The sequence below is a fragment of the Pontixanthobacter luteolus genome, assembly GCF_947494915.1.
Lineage (GTDB): Bacteria > Pseudomonadota > Alphaproteobacteria > Sphingomonadales > Sphingomonadaceae > Pontixanthobacter > Pontixanthobacter luteolus.
Genome location: NZ_CANLWR010000001.1, coordinates 444440 through 465229 on the forward strand (window position 1 = coordinate 444440; position 20790 = coordinate 465229).

Genomic DNA, 20790 nt, shown 5'->3' on the forward strand with positions numbered 1-20790 from the left:
TCGCTTCATCCCTGCCGCCTCTATATGCAGGATATGACAAAATTTTTGCGTGCTGCACGCCATTTCGCGCTTCTTCTTCCGCTTCTCTATCTGGCCCCGCAGGCTTCCGCGCAGCAGAGTGCGCAGGAGCAGGGTGTTCAGACTGCGGCAGAGGCGGGGACAGAGGCGGCGGCCCTGTCGTCGCTGCCTGCGCCAAAGGCGGTGCAGATCGGCAGCGAAACACCGTGGATATACGAAGGCAGCGATGTCCCGCGCGATACCGAGTGGCTTTTCGGTGAAATGGATAACGGCCTGCGCTATGCCACGCGCGAAAACGGAGTGCCGCCCGGCCAGGTTTCCATCCGCATCCGGATCGATGCAGGGTCGCTCCACGAAGAAGACAGCGAGCGCGGCTTTGCCCATCTGCTCGAACATATGAGCTTCCGCGAAAGTAAATATCTGGCGCAGGGCGCAGCGATACCGACCTGGCAGCGGCTCGGCGCGTCATTCGGCAGCGATACAAATGCCGAGACGACACCGACGCATACAGTCTACAAGCTGGACCTGCCCGCCGCGACCCCCGCATCGGTTGAAGAAAGCTTCAAACTTCTCGCCGGGATGATGCAGGAGCCCGTGCTTTCGGAGGAAAATCTGGCGCTCGACGTGCCGATTGTCCTTGCGGAAATGCGCGAACGAAGCGGAGCGTCCATTCGCGCATTCGAAAAATCGCTCCAGACGCGTTTTGCCGGGCAGCGCCTGGCCAACCGGCTGACGATTGGCACGCGCGAAACGCTGAACGGGGCAACCGCTGAAAGCATCTCCGCATTTCATGACCGCTGGTACCGTCCAGAGAACGTCGTGATTTCGGTTGCCGGTGATTTCGAGGCGGAAACATTCGCTAGTCTGATCGAGAAATATTTCGGCGACTGGGAAGGCAAGGGGCCGCTGACTCCGGCGCCAGATTTTGGCGATCCTGTCGCCCCCGCCGGTGCCGATCCGGAAAACCCGGTTGGCGAAGTGGCGGTGATTGTCGAACCGGACTTGCCGCGTTCGATGACCTATACGGTCATGCGTCCATGGCGGCCGGTACAGGACACGATCGTGTACAATGAAGGGTTGCTGATGGATGCGCTCGCGCAGGCGCTGATCAATCGCCGGCTGGAAGCACGCGCACGGGCGGGCGGTTCCTATCTATACGCTCAGGTCCGGCAGGAAGATGTCAGCCGGTCTACAGATTCAACCTTTGTCGCTTTTGCCCCGCTGACTGGCGACTGGCAGTCAGCCTTGAAGGACGTGCGCGGCGTGATCGAGGATGCGTTGGCCGCCGCCCCGAGCGAGGAAGAAATTGCCCGCGAGTTTGCCGAATTTGAAAAGATCTACGAAAGCCAGGTCGAACAGCGCACGGTGATGCAAGGTTCAAAGCTGGCCGATGACATCATCAATGCGGTCGATATTCGCGAGGCGGTTGCTGCGCCGGAAACCGTGCTGCAGGTGTTTCGCGGAATGCGTGAACGGATCACACCCGAACGCATTCTTGAGCGGACACGAGCACTGTTCGAAGGCGACGTGATCCGCACGACTTACATAACGCCCGCCGCAGACGAAGCCACCGATGCCGCCGTTCGCGCCGCGATGCTGCAGGAAGTGGCACCGAATTCCGACGTCCGGCTCGCTGCGGAAACGCTGTCGTTCGCAGACCTGCCGCCAATCGGGGAGCCGGGCACGATCGTGTCGACGGGCCCGCTTGGGGTGCTTGGCATCGAGCGGATCGAATTTGACAACGGCACACGCGCCTTGCTCTGGCCCAATGACGGGGAGCCGGGCAGGGTTTCTGTAAAAATGCGCTTCGGCGCCGGGATGCGCGCCTTCGATCAGGAAGACGCGCCGTATATCTCGCTCGGGGAAAGCGCGCTTGTCGGGCAGGGCTTCGGAGAGCTTGGTCAGGAAGAACTCGACCGCATTTCGACCGGCCGGGTCATGGGTTTCGATTTCGCGGTTGAAGATGCGGTGTTCAGTTTTTCCGCTCAGACGCGCAATGCCGATCTGGCAGATCAGCTGTACCTGTTCGCCGGAAAGCTGGCGATGCCGCGCTGGGATGCGAACCCCGTCAACCGGATGAAAGCAGCGCAGCGCCTGAGCTATGAAAGCTATGCCGCGAATGCAGGCGGTATCCTGACCCGCGATCTGGAATATTACCTGCGCAACGAAGATGCCCGGTTCAAGACCTTCACCCCGACCGAAGTGGATACAACCACGCCGGAACGCTTCCGCGAAGTGTGGGCACCGCTGCTGTCGCAAGGCGATGTCGAAGTCATTATTTTCGGCGATTTCCAGCGAGACGCTGCGGTGGAAGCGCTACGCAACACAGTCGGCGCGCTGCCCCAGCGGACACCGATCCCGGCGGAAATCGCCAGCCGCGTGCCGACATTCCCGGCGGCGGGTGAGGGTACGAAGATCATCACTCATCGCGGTGATGCGACCAGTGCAGCCGCAGTGGTGGCGTGGCCAAGCGGGGCCGGTGTCGAACAGCTGCGCGAATCCCGCCAGCTGGAAATACTCACCGACCTGTTCAACAACCGTTTGCTTGATGCGATGCGCGAGCGTGCGGGGGCCAGCTATTCGCCGAGCGTGAACGCCAGCTGGCCAGTCGATCTGGATGCTGGCGGCAGAATTATGGCGCTGGCGCAGCTTAAGCCAGAAGACGTGCCGGTATTCTTCGCCGCGTCCGATGCAATTGCCCGCGATCTGGCGGTGAACCCGCCAACCGCTGACGAGCTGGCGCGCGTGACCGAACCGCTGAAGCAATTGGTGACGCGGATCATGACCAGCAACCAGTTCTGGCTGTACCAGATCGAGGGGTCGAGCAAGGACCGGCGCAAGCTGCTATACCTGCAGACACTGCTGAGCGATTACAGTCAGACAACGCCCGAACGGATGCAGGAGTTGGCGCAGAAATACTTCGCCAATCGGCCCGCATACCGGCTAGCCATACTGCCCGATGGTCAGGAATTGGCTGGCGGAGGCGCGGCACGGGCTGCGGAAATCACCGGGCGCTAATCCCGTCTGGCCAACTGCCGGGCCGGCGAAGCAGCGCTTGGCCGGGCTGAATGTTTCTTGCGCTTGCGGTCGATGCGGCTTTGCTTTTGTATGCCGCGTCGCCTAATTCGCGGGCAGATGGGCGCATTACCGCACCGATATTTTGATGAAAGACAGGTTTAAAGTGGCACAGAACTGGACCCCCGAAAGCTGGAAGGCGCACGAGGCACGGCATCTGCCGCGCTATAACGATGCGCAGGCGCTGGCGGATGCGGAAAAGACCCTGTCCACCTATCCGCCGCTGGTGTTTGCTGGTGAAGCGCGCGCGCTGAAAGCCGATCTGGCCGATGTCGCGCAGGGCAAGGCGTTCCTGCTGCAAGGCGGCGATTGCGCTGAAAGCTTCGCGGAATTTCACCCGAACAACATTCGCGACACCTTCCGCGTGCTGCTGCAGATGGCGGTTGTCCTGACTTATGCGGGCAAGGTTCCGGTGGTGAAGGTCGGCCGCATGGCGGGCCAGTTCGCCAAGCCGCGCAGCAGCGATACCGAGACGAAGGACGGCATCACGCTGCCCAGCTATTTCGGCGATAACGTCAACGGCATCGAATTTGACCCGGCGGTGCGCACCAATGATCCCGAACGCATGGTCCGCGCCTATTCGCAAGCGGCCGCTACGCTCAACCTGCTGCGCGCCTTTGCCAGCGGCGGTTACGCAAACCTGCGCCAGGTTCACAAATGGACGCTTGATTTCATGGGCCGCAGCCCGTGGGCGGACAAGTTCGCGCAGACTGCCGACCGGATTGGTGAAGCGCTTGATTTCATGGAAGCGTGCGGCATCGACCCCGACACCGTGCCGCAATTGCAGCGCACCAGCTTCTACACCAGTCACGAGGCGCTACTGCTCCCTTATGAGCAAAATCTGACCCGTCAGGATTCGCTGACCGGTGACTGGTACGACACCAGCGCACACATGGTGTGGATTGGCGACCGGACCCGTTTCGAAGGCAGCGCGCATATCGAATTCGCGCGCGGCATCGGCAATCCGCTAGGCATGAAATGCGGCCCTTCGATGGAGCCTGACGTTCTGCTGAAGCTGCTCGACACGCTCAACCCTGCTCGGGAAGCGGGCCGGATCACGCTGATCAGCCGCTTTGGCCATGACAAGGTGGAAGCCGGGCTTCCCCGGCTGGTTCGTGCGGTGAAGGCCGAAGGGCATCCGGTCGTGTGGAGCTGTGATCCAATGCACGGCAATGTCATCAAATCGGACAGCGGTTACAAAACCCGCCCGTTCGACCGTATTCTGAGCGAAGTGAAAGGCTTCTTCGCCGTGCACCGCGCAGAAGGCACGCACGCTGGGGGCATCCATATAGAGATGACCGGACAGGACGTGACCGAATGCGTCGGCGGCGCAGTTGCGATCACCGACGAGGCGCTGGGCGACCGTTATCACACGCATTGCGACCCGCGCCTCAACGCGGCGCAGTCGTTGGAGCTGGCTTTCCTGCTGGCTGAAATGATGACGATGGAAGCCGGGCAATCGCAGGCAAATGCAGCCTGATCGCATTTAAATTCGGTTTCGCTCTGAAATCTCGGAAAGAAATTTCCTCTCGGGCCTTTAATAAGTAGCCCTTTCCCGCCAATGTGGGAGGGGACCGGACGCGAGAGGAGGGCCCTGTGCCGCAGCCCGAGACCGCACTGCCGAACGCGGCAGGCGATACGATTGGTGAACAATATCGTGCGACTCGCGCGCTGACACAGGCATTGCTTGAGCCTTTGTCAGAGGCCGATGCCACCCTGCAGTCGATGGAAGATGCATCGCCGGCGAAATGGCACCTTGGCCATACCAACTGGTTTTTCGAGACGTTCCTGCTGCGTGACCACATGCCGGGTTACACGCTGTATAACGAGCGCTGGCCGTTCGTTTTCAATTCCTATTACGAGGCGGAGGGTGAACGTATCGCGCGGTTCTCACGCGGTATGCTGTCGCGCCCCACGGTCCCGCAGATACTGGGCTGGCGTGCGCAGGTGGACGATGCAATCGAACCGATGCTGGATGACCCGCGTTTTGCCGATCTGATCGCGCTCGGTATCGCACATGAACAACAGCATCAGGAATTGCTGCTGACCGACATCAAACACGCGCTGTTTCAGAACCCGCTTGGCCCCGCGATGCTGGACCATGCGGGGGCAATGCCCGCAGCGAATCCGCAGGACGGCTGGGATGCGCACCCTGGCGGGATCGCTCTGATCGGGCACCCCGATGACGGCCCTTCAAGCGGCTTCGCCTATGACAATGAAGGTCCGCGCCACAGGGTTTTGCTGGAACCGTTTGCCCTTTCGCGGCGGCTGGTCACCAACGGGCAGTGGCAGCAATTCATCGATGATGGCGGCTACCGGACTGCTTCCTTGTGGCTATCCGACGGTTGGGGCTGGGTTCAGGAAAATGCGATCTCTGCACCGCTTTACTGGCACGGCGATCAGCATTTTACCCACTACGGCTGGCAAGGCCGTGATTCGGACGCTCCCGTCACCCATATCTCGTATTACGAGGCCGATGCCTTCGCCACTTGGGCAGATGCGCGTTTGCCGACCGAATTCGAATGGGAAGCGGTCGCACGCGGGCAACATGCCGACAGCGCACCGGCGCATGATTCGGCGGGCGGTAACCAACTCGGCTGCCTGAACCATCTGATACCAGAGGGGAGGCCGGGCCTGTTCGGCGATTGCTGGCAATTCACCCGCAGCGCCTATCTGCCATATCCCCGCTTTCGCCCGGCAGAAGGTGCAATCGGCGAATATAACGGCAAATTCATGAGCGGGCAGTTTGTCCTGCGCGGGGCCAGCTGCGCCACGGCGCGGGGCCATTCGCGGGCATCATACCGCAATTTCTTTTACCCGCACCAACGTTGGCAATTCACCGGCTTGCGGCTCGCAAAGGACAATTGATGACTTCTACCAAGGGTCTTGCGCTCGTCGATCTGGACGAAACCGGCATCGACAAGGCTTTCCGCAGCGACGTGCTGGAAGGACTGTCGCAGCCGCAGAAAGCCGTCCCTGCGCGCTGGCTGTATGACGATGCAGGCTCGCAGCTGTTCGAAGATATCACCAAGGTGCCGGAATATTATCCGACCCGCGCCGAGACCGAGATTCTCCGCGATCGCGGGCAGGATTTTGCCGAGGCGATCGGGAGCGGCCGGGCGGTTGTCGAATTCGGTTCGGGCAGTTCGGTCAAGACGCCCCTGCTCCTGGAGAGCATTTCGCCCGCCGCCTATGTCCCGCTCGATATAGCGGGCGATTTCCTGCGTGCGGCAGCGGCGGATCTGTCTGCAAAGTTTCCTGGCCTGCCGGTGTTCCCGGTCGAGGCTGATTTCATGCGGCGGGTCGAATTGCCGGAGGAGGTCGCAGACATGCCCAAGATGGGCTTCTTCCCCGGATCGACCATCGGCAACATGGTCCCTCGTACTGCGGTCGATCTGCTTCGGACCATGCGTGACACGCTGGGTGAAGGATCACAGCTTTTGATCGGTTTCGACCTGATAAAGGACCGGCAAGTGCTGAAAGCGGCCTATGATGACGCCGCCGGAGTGACCGCAGAATTTAATCTGAACCTTGCGCGCAGGATCAACCGCGAATTGGACGGCAATCTGGATGTTGCCAGTCTGAAGCATGAGGCGCGGTGGAACGATGATTTTGCGCGTATCGAAATGCACCTGGTGGCGCAGCGCGACATGGAATTCGAAGTGGCCGGGCGCAAATTCACTCTGAGACGCGGCGAAACGATACACACCGAGAACAGCCATAAGTTCGGCAAGCGCAGTGCCAACACATTGTTGCTCGCTGGCGGCTGGACGCCGGTATCGAGGTGGCTCGACAGCAAGGAACGCTTTTCGCTGATCCTTGCAGAGGCCAGCATCCCGCGCAGCGCGCCATGACCGAACCGAAAATTGCAATTATCGGGGCGGGAATGGCTGGCCTGGCTTGCGGAACCGCGCTCGCCAGCCATGGTTTGCAGCCACATCTGTTCGACAAGGGCAGGGGCCCCGGCGGGCGTATGGCAACGCGCCGCGCAGGTAATGATGGTGAACAACTGCGCTTCGACCACGGCGCGCAGTATTTCACCGATAGCGATCCCGCATTCACGGCCACCATCGGCAAATGGCTGGCCCTGGGAGTTGTCGCACCTTGGCCAGCAGCGGGCAGCAACGCCTATGTCGGTGTGCCGGGAATGAACGCGCCGCTTAAATTCATGGCCAGCGAGCTAGATGTCGACTGGTCGACGCGGATCACATCGCTGACCGCCCAGCAAAACGCATGGCAGGTAGAATTCGAAGATCGGACCGAGACGTTCAGCCATTGTCTGATTGCGCTGCCAGCCGAACAAGCGGCCGATATTCTTGTCGGTGCAGCGCCGCAATTTTCAGCGCAGGCCGCTGCGTCCGTGTCGGAGCCATGCTGGGCGGTGATGGTGTCTTTTGCGCAGCCGCTACCGATAGAGCAGGATGCAATCGCAGACAGGCAAGGGAAAGTCTCCTGGGCGGCGCGCAACAGCGCCAAACCCGGGCGCGGCACGGGCGAATGCTGGGTCTTGCATGCATCACCGGACCATTCGCGCGCCATCCTGGAGCTCGATGCCGATCACGCGGCAAAACAATTGCTGCAAGAATTCTTCGAGCAGCAGGGTATCGAGCCGCAACCAGCCGAGTTTTTGACCGCGCATCGTTGGCGCTATGCCAAAGCGCAGCGACCAGCCGGCGACGGGCCGCTCGCGTTATGGGATGCGGATGCCCGGATCGGTGCGGCAGGTGACTGGCTGGTCAAGCCGAAGGTAGAGGGTGCATGGCGTTCAGGGCGTGCATTGGCTGAAATGGTCATCGCTTCGCTGTGACCGGACCCACCACAGCAGACTGGCAACCTGGCCGGATTGGCCGCCGTTCATGGACCAGTAGCATTCCGGTGCCTATATCGCCCTGATGGATAACCCGGGCGCACTGGCAGAGATATGGAATTCGGCGGCCGCCGTAATCCGGTCGGTTCCGCGATCGGGCATATTGGTTGCGACAATTGCCGCGCTTGCTGGCGGGTGGATCGGATCTATCATGATTCGCCAGCGCGTTCCCACTGGGCGCCTGATACGGACAGCCAGCACTCTCGTGCTCACAGTCATATTGGTGACGATAGTCCTGCAGCTATCCCGCTTCGATCCGCGGCTCGAAATGGCGCTGCCCGATATGGGCTTGCCTCAGCAGGTCGTGGAAGGCGGCGAAACACGGATACCGCTCGCCGCAGATGGCCATTACTGGCTCAAGGCGGAAGTGAACGGGGAGCCGGTCAATTTCATGATCGACACCGGTGCGACGCTGACCGCAGTGTCTTCAAAGGTTGCGGACCGCGTGGGGCTGGAGCCGCGCCGGGGCGGAATTCCGATAACGCTGAACACCGCAAACGGAACGATATCAGCGCAGATTGCGACCATGGATGAACTGCGTTTCGGCAATGTCGCTGCGCGCGGGCTGGATGCCGTTATCGCCCCCAATCTTGGCGACACCAGCGTGATCGGTATGAACCTCCTGTCGCGGCTGAAAGGCTGGCGGGTTGAAGACGGCACGATGATCCTGACCCCGAACAATCCGCAGCCGGTTCTGAAAACCGCAGCACCTTAAAAGTTACCGCGCTTGCAGCAATGAGCGGGCTGGTGCATCACCCTCGCATGAAAAAACTCAGCTTCCTTCCCCGCCTTGCGCTGATCCTCGCGCTTCTGTTGCCTGTCTGGTTCCTTGTCGCATCGCTTGGTGCGAAATTCGGGCTCTGGAGCAAGATGTTTGGCTTTGCGACGATGACCGCAGGCATCGGCCCGATGGCCGCGTTGGCGATTGCCGGGCTGGGTGTCGTGGCACTGATCGTGTCGCTGGTTGTCAAACCGCGCAAAGGTTGGCTGGCATCACTGATCGCCATCGCCATACCGCTGGCGGTGCTGGCCGGTTTCAACCAGCTTCGCACGCAGGCGGGTTCGGTTCCGTTCATCTATGACGTGACGACCGACACGTCCGACGCGCCCGTTTTCTCTGCAGAAATGATGGCCGCGCGGGCGGAGGCTGATGCCAACGAAGTGCTCGACTACAGCCGCCCACTTGGCGAGTACGACAAATGGGCCGAGAACGAGGATCTGTCGGGCACTACCGCAGCCCAGGTGATCGCAAATGGTTATCCGGATCTGGAAACGCTGAGAGTGCCCCAGTCCGCCGAAGACGCTCTGGTCGCAATCGAAGCAGCCATGAAGATGCGCGGATTTGACGGCGTAAAAGTGGATCAGGAAACGGGCACCGTTGAAGGGACCGATGAACTTTTCTGGTACGGTTTCCAGGATGATGTCGTCGCCCGTGTCCGCGAACGTGCGGACGGGGTGCTGATCGATTTCCGCTCCGTCTCGCGGCTTGGCACCAGCGATCTAGGTGTAAATGCCCAGCGGATCGCGGATTTGAGCAGCGCGGTGAAGGATCGTCTTTCCAAGGATTATCCATCGACCAGCGAGATTACCATCGAAATGGATGGCGAATCCGCTGAAGACGATGTTGCGGAAGAGGCCGAGGCCGAAGGCGCCGCAGCAGAATAATCCTCAGCCAAAGCCTGCGAGGGCCGTTGGCGGCAGCGATTGTGATTCAGGAAGAAATGGCTGGGGTGGCAGGGATCGAACCTGCGAATGCCGATACCAAAAACCGGTGCCTTACCACTTGGCCACACCCCAGCAGCCCTAGCAGGTGATCCTGCGTTGGGCGCGCCCCGTATAGCGCGACAAATCTGTAAGGGAAGGGGGCAATCTCAAACAATTGCCACCTTTCCTGACTTCAGGCCGCTTTACCCGCGAAATCGCTGGCAGAGTGGCGGTTGGGAACACGCGTGTTTTCATCGCCCCAACTGCGGTTGACCATTTTTGCTCGCTTGACCGCGGGGCGGTTCATGACCTCATCGGCCCAGCGCCCGACCGCTTCGTATTCGTGGATCGACAGGAAGGTTTTCGCCTCGTTGTAAATCTCGCCAGTCGTGAAGGGCGCCAGCCATGGGGCTGCGGCCATATCGGCGATGGTATATTCGTCGCCCGCCAGATACCGGTTTTCCTTCAGGCGGTTATTGGCGACATCGAACAGGCGCTTGGTTTCCATGGAATAGCGGTTGATCGGATATTCGTATTTTTCCGGCGCGTAGGCGTAGAAATGGCCGAACCCGCCGCCGATGAATGGTGCGCTGCCGACCTGCCAGAAAAGCCAACTGAGCGTTTCCGCACGCGCCGCCGCGTCCGTCGGTAAAAATTTTCCGAACTTTTCAGCCATATGCATCAGGATGGCACCGCTCTCGAAAACCCGGATCGGGGCGGGGCCGGAGTGGTCGACCATTGCCGGGATCTTTGAATTGGGATTGATATCGACAAACCCGCTGGTGAATTGTTGGCCCTCGCCAATATTGATGATCCAGGCATCGTATTCGGCGTCCGAATGGCCGGCTTCCAGCAGTTCTTCGAAAATGATGTTGGCCTTCACACCGTTGGGCGTGGCCAGTGAATAAAGCTGGTGGGGATGATCGCCTTTGGGCAGATCTTCCTGCCGCTGGGCGCCTGCGGTTGGCCGATTTATGTTGGCGAACCGGCCGCCGCTCTCACTGTCATAGGTCCAGACTTCGGGCGGGGTGTAGGTTGGGTCTGCCATTGGAATTCTCCTGCTTGTCCAGCGTGCTGTTCGTTCGAATTGGTGGCCGGGTTACGGAACCGCAAGCAAGGCGGCGGGTTATCTTTCCATGTCAGCCGAGAAGCTCATCTATGTCGACGATAGCCTGCCGGGTATCACGCGCAAGGGCGCCGGCCGCGGCTGGGCATATTATGATTCCAAGGGCGGATTGATCCGCGACCGTGCGGAGAAAACCCGCCTCAACGCGATTGCGCTGCCGCCGGCCTATGTCGATGCGTGGTTCTGCCCAGCCCATAACGGGCATATTCTCGCGACGGGTTATGACGACAAGGGCCGCAAGCAATACCGTTACCACCCTGATTTTCGCGCCCGGAAAGAAAGCGAGAAGTTCGATGGCTGTATCGCCTTCGGGAAACTCCTGCCTCTGGCGCGGAAGAAAGTGGCCGAAGATCTGACATCGGCCGGGATGACCAAACAGCGGGCCATTGCCAGTGTCGTCAGGCTGCTCGATCTGGGCTTCGTGAGGATCGGGAATGACCGGTATACGAAACAAAACAAGAGTTATGGTGCGACAACACTAAGGCAGAAACACGCCGAAATTGACGGCAGCACTGTGCACCTGGAATACCGGGGCAAGTCCGGTCAGGAACGCGAAATCGTGGTCGAGGATGATGAGTTCAGACAGGCGATCGAGGAATTGCAGGACCTGCCGGGTCAGGACCTGTTTCAGTTCGTGGACGATGATGGCCAGCGCCATCCGGTCGGCTCGTCAGATGTAAATGCCTATCTGCGTGATGCGATGGGCGAAGACTTCACAGCGAAGAGCTTCAGGACGTGGCATGCGAGCGTGATGGCGTTCGAGGTGCTCGCTTGTGCGAAAGAGAAACTGACGATCAAGACGGTGATTGAAACCGTCGCAGACAAACTGGGCAATACACCCGCCGTTACGCGCAGCAGTTATATCCATCCTGCCGTTATCGATGTGATCGAGTGTCAGGAAGAATGGCGCAGCCGTCTGGAGCTGCCGCGCAAAACCAAATACCAGTCCCGCGAAGAGCGGGGTCTGATCGCGTTTTTAGAAGAAGCGCCGTCTTGCGAGGAATCACTTGCAGCGTAGTATCCTTTAGGGATACCTTGCCGTCATGCATTTGGCAGGTCAGAAAATCCGTCAATGGAGGGAGGCCCAGTCGCCGCCCCTCAACGCCGAGGAATTCGGCCAGCATTTTGGCGATCCCAAACCGTGGCCCAGCCGCACTGTGTATGGCTGGGAAACCAAGGGCAAGATTGCCCGTCCGGCGGTCCAGATGCGGCTTGCCGAACTGGGAATTTGCCAGCCATCCGATTGGCTCACTGCAGCCGCGCCGTCCCGAAAAACCGAAAGTCCTTCATCGATGAACACTTCTTCGCCCGGCAAAAGCGATGCCCATCCGTTTTTCAATGCGCATTCGCACGGTTTCGTGCGCATCGCGACCAGTACGCCGCAAGTGCGGACGGCGGATGTGGCTTTCAATACGGAAGCGATCTTGACCGAGGCGAGGCGCGCGCACGAGGCGTCTGTGGATCTGGTGGTCTATCCCGAGCTGTGCGTCTCCAGCTACGCGATTGACGATCTTCATCTGCAAGGCGCGCTGCTGGATGCGGTTGAGCAAGCCGTGGACCGGATCGTGACAGAATCGACCTCGCTTTCGCCAGTTCTGCTGATCGGTGCCCCGCTGCGGCGCGGGGGCAAGATCTACAATTGCGCGCTGGTTGTATGCAGCGGCCAGCCGTTGGGCGTAATCCCCAAGAGCTTCCTGCCGAATTACCGTGAGTATTACGAGAAACGCTGGTTTGCCCATGGGCGCAGTGTTCAGGGGCAGGAAATCACTGTCGCGGGGGTCAGCGTGCCATTCGGGACCGACCTTATTTTCAGCGCCTCGAACCTGCCAGGATTCCGCCTGTTCGTTGAAATCTGCGAGGATTACTGGAGCCCGAACCCGCCCTCGACATTGGGAGCGCTGGCGGGGGCGACGATTTTGGCGAACCTGTCAGCATCCAACGTCACGATAGGCAAGTCGGACGAACGCCATATGCTTGCCCGCGCGCAATCGAGCCGGGCGATTGCCGCCTATGCCTATTCCGCCAGCGGACACGGCGAAAGCACGACCGATCTTGCGTGGGATGGTCAGGGCATGATCTATGAATTGGGGGACTTGCTGGCGGATAGCGAGCGTTTCAGCCTGGATTCGCAGCTTTGTATCGCCGATGTCGATTGCGACCGCATCCTGGCCGAAAGAATGCGCAATCAGACATTCAACGATGCCGCAGAGGCGCAGGATTGCCCGGAAAACTGGTTCAGGACGGTGACGTTCGAATGTGCATCGGTCGGCGCTGATATCGGATTGCAACGGCCTATTCGCCGTTTTCCCTTCGTGCCCGGTCGCGCACACAAGCTGGATGAGGATTGCTATGAAGCCTTCAACATCCAGGTCGATGGGTTGATGCGGCGGATGACCGCGACCAAGGCGAAGTCGATCGTGATCGGAATATCCGGCGGTCTGGACAGCACCCATGCGCTGATCGTGGCTGCGAAGACATGCGACCGGCTCGGCCTCGACCGTTCGATGATCCGTGGATACACGATGCCCGGCTTCGGAACTTCGGACCATACGAAATCCAACGCGTGGAAGCTGATGGAAGCGATGGGCATCACGGCGGAGGAAATCGATATCGTCCCTGCCGCGACCAGGATGCTGGAAGATATCGGCCATCCTTTCGCCGATGGCGAACCGGTTTATGATGTGACGTTCGAGAATGTGCAGGCGGGCCTTCGCACCGATTACCTGTTCCGTCTGTCGGGCCACCATAACGGGTTCGTGCTGGGGACCGGGGACCTGTCGGAACTGGCTCTGGGCTGGTGCACTTACGGCGTTGGCGATCAGATGAGCCATTACGGCGTCAATGCCGGGGTTCCCAAGACGCTGATCCAGTATCTGATCCGCTGGTCGATCCAGACCAGCCAGTTTGACCCCGCAACCGATGACGTGTTGCAGGCAATCCTCGATACCGAGATTTCGCCGGAACTTGTCCCCGCTGACGAACAAGGCGGAATGCAGAGCACGGAGGAGAAGATCGGCCCATACGAGCTCAACGATTTCTTCCTGCACCACATCATCCGCTGGGGGCAGAAGCCGAGCAAGGTCGCCTTCCTTGCCTATCACGCGTGGAAGGATGCGCAGCAGGGGCAATGGCCCTGCGACTTCCCCGAAGCGAAGAAGAACGAATACGATCTGGCGGCGATCCGTTTCTGGCTGGAAAAATTCCTCTGGCGTTTCTTCCAGTTCAGCCAGTTCAAGCGCAGCGCGCTGCCAAACGGGCCGAAAGTCAGTTCGGGCGGGGCCTTGTCACCCCGCGGCGACTGGCGCGCACCCAGCGACGCAGTTGCCGATGTATGGCTGGCGGAAATGCGCCGCGGCGTGCCGGAGAGCTAACTCCGCCACGCCGCCCAGCGATTGGCCGGGACATTTGCTGATTGGCCGGGGCATTTGCAAATTGGTCCAGGTCCGGCCTTATACTGCCATCGTATCTACACGCTGGTGCGCTTCGGCGATCTTTTCTTCGCCGCCTTCGCCCATGATCGCATCGGCAGCGACGATCTCCACATCGTGAATACCCAGGAAGCCGAGGAAAAACCGCAGCCACGGGGTCATGAAGTCCATTTCGCTGCCGACCGGGGTGCCGCCCGATGCGATCGCAAGATAGGCTTTCTTGCCTTCAAGCAGCCCCTTGGGGCCTTCCGGCGTATACTGGAACGTCGTGCCTGCACGGGCGACCAGATCGGCCCATGCCTTGACCGTGGCCGGGGCGCTGAAATTGTAGATCGGAACGCCAAAAACGACTGTGTCCGCAGCCTTCAGTTCGTCGATCAGCGTATCGGCGATGGCGGCGAGTTCATGCTGGCTGCCAGTGCGCTCTGCATGGGGGGCAAGGTTGGCAGCGAAACGGTCTGCATCGACATAGGGGATGTCGTTTGCGCTCAAATCACGCGTGACCACGGCGGCGCCGCTGGCGCTGGCAAGCCGCTCTGCCAGCTTGGTGCTCAGGCCGCGAGATACGGATTCGTCGCCGCGAATGCTGGCGGTGATGTGCAGGATATTGGACATGAAATTACTCCGTGTGGGTTGGCCCCGCCCCGATCTGAGGGGGAGGGTGCGGAACGGGGCCTGGGGGTGTTTGAGGGGAACCGGCTAAGCGGCGCGATCAGGCGGCGTCGACCAGCACCAGCTCGCTATCTTCGAGTGCGGTGATCGTGATGCTGTCTTTCCGGGTGATTGCGACGCCGTCCCTTGCGTTGGCCTCCACGTCTTCGATCCGGATCTTTCCGATTGCCGGAACCAGATAAAGGTGGCGGTCGGCAGAGGCGTTGTATGTTACGCTTTCGCCGGCTTTGACAGTGGCGCCCAGAACTCTGGCGTTTGCGCGGATCGGCAAGGCATCGTCATTCGCATGCCCTGATGCCAGCGCCACGAATTTCCCGCTTCGATCGCCCTTTGGAAACTGCGCAGCGCCCCAATAGGGTTCGCCGCCGCGTTCGTCGGGGATGATCCAGATCTGGAACAGCGTCGTGTCTTCATCCTCGCGGTTGAATTCTGAATGGCGGACTCCGCTGCCGGCGCTCATCACCTGAACATCGCCAGCTTCGGTCCGGCCTTCATTGCCCATGCTGTCGGTATGGGTGATCGCGCCGGTTCGGACATAGGTGATGATTTCCATGTCGTTATGCGGGTGGGCAGGGAATCCGGTTCCGGCCTGGATCTTGTCGTCATTCCAGACACGCAGCGCGCCCCAGTGGACCCGCTCAGGATCGTGATAGCTGGCGAACGAGAAATGGTGATGCGCGTCGAGCCAGCCGTGATTGGCCGCGCCCAGTGTGTTGAATGGCCGTAATTCGATCATGGGAAGTCTCCCGTTGTTTTCCGTTACTGGACAGATAGCGATTGCGAGCGGTGCGGATAAGTGAGATAAAAAGTACCGAAATGTTCGAATAATCAGAACAGGGTGTGATTGTGAAACTTGGTGAGCCAACTATCGATCAGCTCCGCGTGTTCCTTGCGGTGGCCGAACAAGGCAGTTTTGGCGGCGCGGCCCGGCAAACGGGCAAGGCGGTTTCGGCGGTCAGTTACGCCATTGCGCAGATCGAGGCGCAGCTGGGCGTTACACTGTTCGAACGGGAAGGGTCGCGCAAACCGGTGCTGACCGATGCAGGCAAGGGTTTGCTGGTCGAAGCGCGCAATGTCGCGGACGAAGTTGACGCCTTGCTGGCAAAAACGCGCAGCCTGCATTCTGGCCTGGAAAGCGATGTCTCGCTGGTGGTGGACGTCATGGTGCCCGGCGAAGTGACCGCTGCGGTCTTGCGTGAATTCCGCACGATGTTCCCGACCGTGTTCCTGCGCCTGCATGTGGAGGCTCTGGGCGCTGTTGCCGCCTGCGTTCTGTCAGGCGATGCGAAGCTTGCGATTGCCGGACCGGTAATCGGCGATCACGATGAATTGGAACGGCAGGCTATCGGACAGGTGGAACTGGTGCCCGTGGCGGCACCGGGCCATCCCCTCACAGATCCCGAAATTGCTCCGGGCGAAAGCCGCAGACATCTGCAATTGGTGCTGACTGACCGTTCGCCGCTGACCGAGGGACGTGAATTTTCCGTTCTCAGTCCGGAAAGTTGGCGGCTGGCCGATCTGGGCGCGAAACATTCGCTTCTTAAGGAAGGAATCGGTTGGGGCAACATGCCGCGCCATGCTGTTCTGGACGATCTTTCCAGCGGCGCGCTGGTCGAACTGGATTTGCCGGAGCGGCCGGGCGGTTTCTATCCGCTCAGCGCGATGTGGCGCCGTGACGCACGGCCCGGCCCGGCGACAAGCTGGCTGATCGACGCGATGCGGGAGAGGCTGGGGGCTTTCTGAAGTCAGTCCGCAATGCAGCGATAATATTCGCTGACGACAAGTTGCGAATCCGGATAACCATCGACCGGCATTGTTTCGAGGTGAAGCGTGCCCTCGGAAACGGGCTTACCTTTACCCTTGCAGGCCCTTTTTGCGAGCTTGCGCAGCATCAAATGCGCTTTTATCTGTTTTCGTATGCTGGCGTTTTCGCCAAGATGAGCTGTCACCTTGATACGGTCGTCATCGACGACCTCTGCTGCTGGCAGTGAAGCCAGCAATAACAGCGCCGCCGCAGCTTCGATCAAAGCTTCATCACCCAGCCGTGGGAGTCGTCCACCGTACCGCGCTGGATGCCGACCAGCTTTTCACGGATCTTGCTGGTGATCTGGCCGGGGCCTCCGCTGCCGATGGTGAACTCTCCGTCACGGCCAGCCACAGTGCCAACCGGTGTCACCACGGCGGCTGTGCCGCAGGCCATCGTCTCCAACAGTTTGCCGCTCTTCGCGTCATCGCGCCACTGGTCAATGCTGTAAGGTTCCTCGCGAACGGTTAGCCCCTCTTCGCGCAGCAGCTGGATCAGGCTGTTGCGGGTGATGCCGGGCAGGATCGTGCCGGTCAGCGGCGGGGTGATCACGCTGCCATCTTCCATCACGAAGAACAGGTTCATTCCGCCCAGTTCCTCGATCCATTTGCGTTCGACCGCATCGAGAAACACGACCTGATCGCACCCTTGCGCGATAGCCTCTGCTTGCGGCACCAGACTGGCGGCGTAATTGCCGCCCGTCTTGGCAGCGCCTGTCCCGCCTGGCGCGGCGCGGACATAATCCTGTGCGACCCAGATCTTGACCGCCGGCACACCCGATTTGAAGTAATTGCCCGCGGGGGAGGCGATCACGATGAACTTGTATTCCTTGGCCGGGCGCACACCCAGAAACGCTTCGGATGCGAACATGAACGGGCGCAGATACAGCGATCCGCCTTCCACGCTCGGGAACCAGTCCTTGTCGATTGCGACCAGCTGGCGGACCGCCTCGATAAACAGGTCTTCGGGCACGTGCGGCATGGCCATCCGGTCTGCGCTGGCATTGAAACGGCGCGCGTTTTCTTCAGGGCGGAACAGCGCGGCACTGCCATCGGCGTGCTTGTAGGCTTTCATCCCTTCGAAGATTTCCTGCGCGTAATGCAGCACCGATGCAGCCGGATCGAGGCTGATGTTCTGGCGCGGGCCGACCACGGCGTTGTGCCACCCTTTACCCTCCACATAGTCGATCGTGACCATATGGTCGGAGAACAGCGTACCGAAGCCGGGATCGGCCAAGGCTGCATCGCGCTGAGCAGCAGGTGTCGGCGAGGGGTGGGGAAGCGTCTTGAAGTCCATTCCGTCCGGTTAATCGCGCAGGTCCGGCAGGGCAAGCGCTCTGTGATTGAACCAGAAGAAGATTGCGTTTTGCGAACGGTGAGGGCGCAAAGAGAATGCCGGAAATGAGAAGGGCGGCCCTCGCCCGTAGGAGGTGCCGCCCTTAACATGGTCAGCGGCCGGAAGTGCCGCCCACGAGTACCTTTATCGGTTAGGAATGCTTACCGATAATGCCTCGCGTGGAACTTTACCGACCCCCTTGCTGAACCATGAGACATCGGATCACCTCCTTTCGCGCTTGAAAGCCAGAACCCGCGTTTCACCGGGGGTCCAAGACCGCGTTCGCCGCTGATCTTGGGTGTAATCTGAGTCTTTTCAGCCGCGAACACAAGGCTTGTATTATTCTTTTTCCACGTCAGAATAATGCGCTCCGCCGACGGGTGTCAGCGGCAATCCTCCACCACCCGCGTAATTTCCGGCCAGGCAGGCAGGTAAAGCGTTTCAAGCCCGCCTGTTTCGACAGCGAAGCGGCCGCGGCTGAGCGCAATCGCATCCAGCAATCGGTCGTTTGCAGGAACCGTCGCGGCAACCAGCGCCCTCTGCCCCGGGACCGGCTGGGCAATCAGCAATCGTTGCGCGGTTTCCGTACGGATTCGCATCGGCGTGCTAGCGGCATTTGTACCCCGCCGAGCGAGCGATATTGTGCGCTGCATAACGTCGCACCGAATGATGAACGGCGCGGTGTTTTCTGTTCCGCTTTGGGCGAATACCGCCATGGTCTCATCCGGGTCCTGACCATAGGTCCAGTCACCCTCTGTCTGCGGAGCATCAAGCCAATTGTCGTAAGTTGGCTGCGCGATTGGCTGCGGCGCGGCGCGGGCTGGCACGGGTGCCTGTGTCGCGGCCGGTATAGGTGACGGCTCAGGTTCCGGCACAGGTACACAGCATGCGGCAGTAAACAGGGGCAGGGCGGCAAGGGCACGCAGATACTTCACAGCTTCTCCAGACAATCTCGGTTTTGTCGGTTGATACGGTTTCTTATCCCTACAATGCGCGCTAACGGCATTTGGGTCCATAGAACTGACAGAGGTCATGCCGAAAAAACGCCGTCTCGATCAAATGCTTGTCGACCGGGGCCTGGTCGAAAGCCGCACCCGTGCGCAGGCGCTGGTGATGGCCGGACTGGTTTTCTCAGGTGAGACCAAGCTGGCCAAGCCTGGTCAGCAATTGCCGGAAGATGCGCCGCTCGACGTTCGCGGGCGCGATCATCCCTGGGTCAGCCGCGGCGGCATCAAGCTTGCCCATGCGCTGGAAGAATTCGGTCTCGATCCGGCTGGCGTCACGGCGATGGATGTGGGCAGCTCGACCGGGGGCTTCACCGATGTGCTGCTGCAAAACGGCGCGGATCACGTTATCGCGGTGGACAGCGGGACCAATCAACTCGCGTGGAAGCTGCGGCAGGATGATCGGGTGACCGTGCTTGAGCAGACCAGCGCGCGGATCCTGACGCCGGAAATGGTGGGGCGCAGCTATAGCTGGGTGGTTTGCGACGCATCGTTCATATCGCTGCGCAAGGTTCTGGAGGTGCCGCTCAAGCTGGCCGATGCCGCGTGCCAGCTAGTCGCGCTGATCAAGCCGCAGTTTGAAGTCGGCCGGGAAGAGGTTGGCAAGGGCGGCGTCGTGCGCGACGATAAATTGCATCAGCGGGTCTGCGACGAAGTTCGCGACTGGCTGGCAGGTGAAGGCTGGCAGATTGACGGCATCACACGCAGCCCGATCACCGGGCCGGAAGGGAATGTAGAATTCCTGATTTCGGCGCGCCGGTCATCCTGACAATCCCGCATCGCTATCCCGCTGCGGTACAGCGCAAAGCGGGGCATTGCGGCATGGGCCATGCATCGCCACTATCCGGCAAAACCGAATCGATTTGGGAAACTTGATGACCGTACTCGCTTCCAAGGGCCAGTTGAGGGCCAGCTTCTTGCGCTGGGCATTGTTCACTGTCCCGGCCATAGTCTTGCTGGGGTTTCTTTCAGGCCAGTTCGGCGGAAGCCCGAATTCGCTCTGGTTTCAGGGCCTGATCAAACCGGACATATTCCCTGAACCCAAATGGTTCGGGATCGTGTGGACCATCCTGTATGTGATGATCGGCATTTCGCTCGCCCTGATCTGTTCGGCCTGGGGCGCGCGCGGGCGAACCGCCGCCCTGATCGTGTTTGCAGTACATTTCGCACTCAACCTTTCGTGGACGCCGGTTTTCTTTGGTGCCCATCAGCTCAGCATCGCGCTGTATGTGCTGGCTGCAGTGGTCGTGACGTTGCTGGTGGTCATGGTGCTGTTCTGGCGTGTCCGGCGGCTCGCGGCACTATTGCTGATACCGTACCTTGCATGGGTGTGCTTCGCCACGCTGCTCAATTACGAGTTCCTGCGACTGAACCCCGACGCGGATGGGCAGGACCCAAATCGCGCGGTCCAGCGAATAGAGATCTAGACTTGTAAGCCGGGCACGAAAGCGCCAAATAGCGCCCATGCAAAGCCAGAATCCGATGATCGCCGATTTCGTCAAACTCGCCAACAGCGCGGCGGGCACCTTTGCGGGTATGACCCGTGAGGCCCGCGAAAGTGCGCGTGAACGTTTGAAAGAAGCAATGGGCGGAATGGATTTCGTCAGCCGCGAGGAATTCGACGCGGTGAAAGACATGGCTGCCAAGGCCCGCGAAGAAAACGAGAAACTGGCTGAACGGCTGGCGGCTCTCGAAGCGAAACTGGCCAAGTAATTTGCGCAAGGTCCGCGGCCTCTTGCAGGCGCGGCCGACCTCCG

At 60.2% G+C, this 20790-nt stretch carries 19 protein-coding genes and 1 tRNA gene; 13 read left to right on the forward strand and 7 right to left on the reverse strand.

The annotated features are described in order from the left end of the window. The first annotated feature begins 33 nt into the window (after positions 1–33). The 7 genes from PO778_RS02105 to PO778_RS02135 all read left to right on the forward strand — a co-directional run bounded on the left by PO778_RS02105 (position 34) and on the right by PO778_RS02135 (position 9625). Positions 34–3036, forward strand: coding sequence for a M16 family metallopeptidase (locus PO778_RS02105; RefSeq protein WP_271438443.1), 3003 nt, complete (start codon positions 34–36; stop codon positions 3034–3036). A 163-nt stretch (positions 3037–3199) separates the two neighbouring features. Further along, positions 3200–4573 carry a class II 3-deoxy-7-phosphoheptulonate synthase gene (locus PO778_RS02110; RefSeq protein WP_160730588.1) on the forward strand — a complete coding sequence of 458 codons (1374 nt, stop codon included), beginning with the start codon at positions 3200–3202 and terminating at the stop codon, positions 4571–4573. 116 nt (positions 4574–4689) lie between these two features. Next, positions 4690–5961: an ergothioneine biosynthesis protein EgtB gene (gene egtB, locus PO778_RS02115; RefSeq protein WP_438944372.1), complete on the forward strand. Its 1272-nt coding sequence runs from the start codon at positions 4690–4692 to the stop codon at positions 5959–5961. Then, positions 5961–6947, forward strand: a complete 987-nt coding sequence (gene egtD, locus PO778_RS02120; protein ID WP_271438444.1) for an L-histidine N(alpha)-methyltransferase — start codon at positions 5961–5963, stop codon at positions 6945–6947. The genes egtB and egtD overlap by 1 nt, the downstream gene beginning before the upstream one ends. Continuing rightward, positions 6944–7900 (forward strand): NAD(P)/FAD-dependent oxidoreductase, encoded by a 957-nt coding sequence (locus tag PO778_RS02125; RefSeq protein ID WP_271438445.1) that lies wholly within the window; start codon positions 6944–6946, stop codon positions 7898–7900. Before egtD ends, PO778_RS02125 begins: the two co-directional genes overlap by 4 nt. Before the next feature lie 85 nt (positions 7901–7985). After that, positions 7986–8675: a retropepsin-like aspartic protease family protein gene (locus PO778_RS02130; protein WP_271438446.1), complete on the forward strand. Its 690-nt coding sequence runs from the start codon at positions 7986–7988 to the stop codon at positions 8673–8675. Positions 8676–8722: 47 nt separating this feature from the next. Then, positions 8723–9625, forward strand: coding sequence for a DUF1499 domain-containing protein (locus tag PO778_RS02135; protein WP_271438447.1), 903 nt, complete (start codon positions 8723–8725; stop codon positions 9623–9625). 57 nt (positions 9626–9682) lie between these two features. Here the strand turns inward: PO778_RS02135 and PO778_RS02140 are convergent. Then, positions 9683–9757, reverse strand: a tRNA-Gln gene (locus PO778_RS02140). Between the two features lie 100 nt (positions 9758–9857). Next, the gene (yghU, locus tag PO778_RS02145; protein WP_271438448.1) at positions 9858–10712 is read right to left on the reverse strand and encodes a glutathione-dependent disulfide-bond oxidoreductase; all 855 of its coding nucleotides are present in this window, start codon (positions 10710–10712) and stop codon (positions 9858–9860) included. Positions 10713–10800: 88 nt separating this feature from the next. Between yghU and PO778_RS02150 the strand changes: the two genes are divergently transcribed. After that, entirely contained in the window at positions 10801–11808 is a 1008-nt protein-coding gene (locus tag PO778_RS02150) for a DNA topoisomerase IB (protein ID WP_271438449.1), read from the forward strand. 274 nt (positions 11809–12082) lie between these two features. Beyond that, complete coding sequence (locus PO778_RS02155; RefSeq protein ID WP_271439327.1) at positions 12083–14161, forward strand: NAD(+) synthase; 2079 nt, start codon at positions 12083–12085, stop codon at positions 14159–14161. Positions 14162–14239: 78 nt separating this feature from the next. On the opposite strand, the gene PO778_RS02160 is transcribed toward PO778_RS02155, so the two are convergent. Together PO778_RS02160 and PO778_RS02165 are read right to left on the reverse strand one after the other, a co-directional pair. Next, a complete protein-coding gene (locus PO778_RS02160; RefSeq protein ID WP_271438450.1) occupies positions 14240–14833 on the reverse strand; it encodes an FMN-dependent NADH-azoreductase in 594 nt (197 codons plus the stop codon). 97 nt (positions 14834–14930) lie between these two features. After that, positions 14931–15626 carry a pirin family protein gene (locus PO778_RS02165; protein ID WP_271438451.1) on the reverse strand — a complete coding sequence of 232 codons (696 nt, stop codon included), beginning with the start codon at positions 15624–15626 and terminating at the stop codon, positions 14931–14933. Between the two features lie 110 nt (positions 15627–15736). Here PO778_RS02165 and PO778_RS02170 point away from each other — a divergent pair, with 110 nt between their 5' ends. Next, positions 15737–16633 (forward strand): LysR family transcriptional regulator, encoded by an 897-nt coding sequence (locus tag PO778_RS02170; protein WP_271438452.1) that lies wholly within the window; start codon positions 15737–15739, stop codon positions 16631–16633. 2 nt (positions 16634–16635) lie between these two features. Here PO778_RS02170 and PO778_RS02175 read toward each other — a convergent pair whose 3' ends face one another. From PO778_RS02175 to PO778_RS02185, 3 genes are all read right to left on the reverse strand, one after another. Next, positions 16636–16917, reverse strand: a complete 282-nt coding sequence (locus tag PO778_RS02175) for a hypothetical protein (protein ID WP_271438453.1) — start codon at positions 16915–16917, stop codon at positions 16636–16638. Beyond that, complete coding sequence (locus PO778_RS02180) at positions 16914–17990, reverse strand: branched-chain amino acid aminotransferase (RefSeq protein WP_271438454.1); 1077 nt, start codon at positions 17988–17990, stop codon at positions 16914–16916. Before PO778_RS02180 ends, PO778_RS02175 begins: the two co-directional genes overlap by 4 nt. 422 nt (positions 17991–18412) lie before the next feature. After that, positions 18413–18964 carry a hypothetical protein gene (locus tag PO778_RS02185; RefSeq protein ID WP_271438455.1) on the reverse strand — a complete coding sequence of 184 codons (552 nt, stop codon included), beginning with the start codon at positions 18962–18964 and terminating at the stop codon, positions 18413–18415. A gap of 97 nt (positions 18965–19061) precedes the next feature. Here PO778_RS02185 and PO778_RS02190 point away from each other — a divergent pair, with 97 nt between their 5' ends. The 3 genes from PO778_RS02190 (at position 19062) to PO778_RS02200 (ending at position 20746) form a co-directional block, all read left to right on the forward strand. Beyond that, on the forward strand, positions 19062–19802 hold the full coding sequence (locus tag PO778_RS02190) for a TlyA family RNA methyltransferase (protein WP_271438456.1): 741 nt from the start codon (positions 19062–19064) through the stop codon (positions 19800–19802). Between the two features lie 106 nt (positions 19803–19908). Continuing rightward, positions 19909–20460 (forward strand): TspO/MBR family protein, encoded by a 552-nt coding sequence (locus PO778_RS02195; protein ID WP_271438457.1) that lies wholly within the window; start codon positions 19909–19911, stop codon positions 20458–20460. Positions 20461–20497: 37 nt separating this feature from the next. Beyond that, positions 20498–20746 (forward strand): accessory factor UbiK family protein, encoded by a 249-nt coding sequence (locus PO778_RS02200; RefSeq protein WP_160729476.1) that lies wholly within the window; start codon positions 20498–20500, stop codon positions 20744–20746. Positions 20747–20790 lie beyond the last annotated feature (44 nt).

Excerpts from the sequence above, each read along its gene's own strand:
- PO778_RS02105 (WP_271438443.1), top strand. The coding sequence starts at position 34 with ATGACAAAATTTTTGCGTGCTGCACGCCATTTCGCGCTTCTTCTTCCG.
- egtD (WP_271438444.1), top strand. The coding sequence starts at position 5,961 with ATGACTTCTACCAAGGGTCTTGCGCTCGTCGATCTGGACGAAACCGGC.
- PO778_RS02125 (WP_271438445.1), top strand. The coding sequence starts at position 6,944 with ATGACCGAACCGAAAATTGCAATTATCGGGGCGGGAATGGCTGGCCTG.
- PO778_RS02130 (WP_271438446.1), top strand. The coding sequence starts at position 7,986 with ATGGATAACCCGGGCGCACTGGCAGAGATATGGAATTCGGCGGCCGCC.
- PO778_RS02135 (WP_271438447.1), top strand. The coding sequence starts at position 8,723 with ATGAAAAAACTCAGCTTCCTTCCCCGCCTTGCGCTGATCCTCGCGCTT.
- yghU (WP_271438448.1), bottom strand. The coding sequence starts at position 10,712 with ATGGCAGACCCAACCTACACCCCGCCCGAAGTCTGGACCTATGACAGT.
- PO778_RS02150 (WP_271438449.1), top strand. The coding sequence starts at position 10,801 with ATGTCAGCCGAGAAGCTCATCTATGTCGACGATAGCCTGCCGGGTATC.
- PO778_RS02155 (WP_271439327.1), top strand. The coding sequence starts at position 12,083 with ATGAACACTTCTTCGCCCGGCAAAAGCGATGCCCATCCGTTTTTCAAT.
- PO778_RS02160 (WP_271438450.1), bottom strand. The coding sequence starts at position 14,833 with ATGTCCAATATCCTGCACATCACCGCCAGCATTCGCGGCGACGAATCC.
- PO778_RS02165 (WP_271438451.1), bottom strand. The coding sequence starts at position 15,626 with ATGATCGAATTACGGCCATTCAACACACTGGGCGCGGCCAATCACGGC.
- PO778_RS02180 (WP_271438454.1), bottom strand. The coding sequence starts at position 17,990 with ATGGACTTCAAGACGCTTCCCCACCCCTCGCCGACACCTGCTGCTCAG.
- PO778_RS02190 (WP_271438456.1), top strand. The coding sequence starts at position 19,062 with ATGCCGAAAAAACGCCGTCTCGATCAAATGCTTGTCGACCGGGGCCTG.
- PO778_RS02195 (WP_271438457.1), top strand. The coding sequence starts at position 19,909 with ATGACCGTACTCGCTTCCAAGGGCCAGTTGAGGGCCAGCTTCTTGCGC.
- PO778_RS02200 (WP_160729476.1), top strand. The coding sequence starts at position 20,498 with ATGCAAAGCCAGAATCCGATGATCGCCGATTTCGTCAAACTCGCCAAC.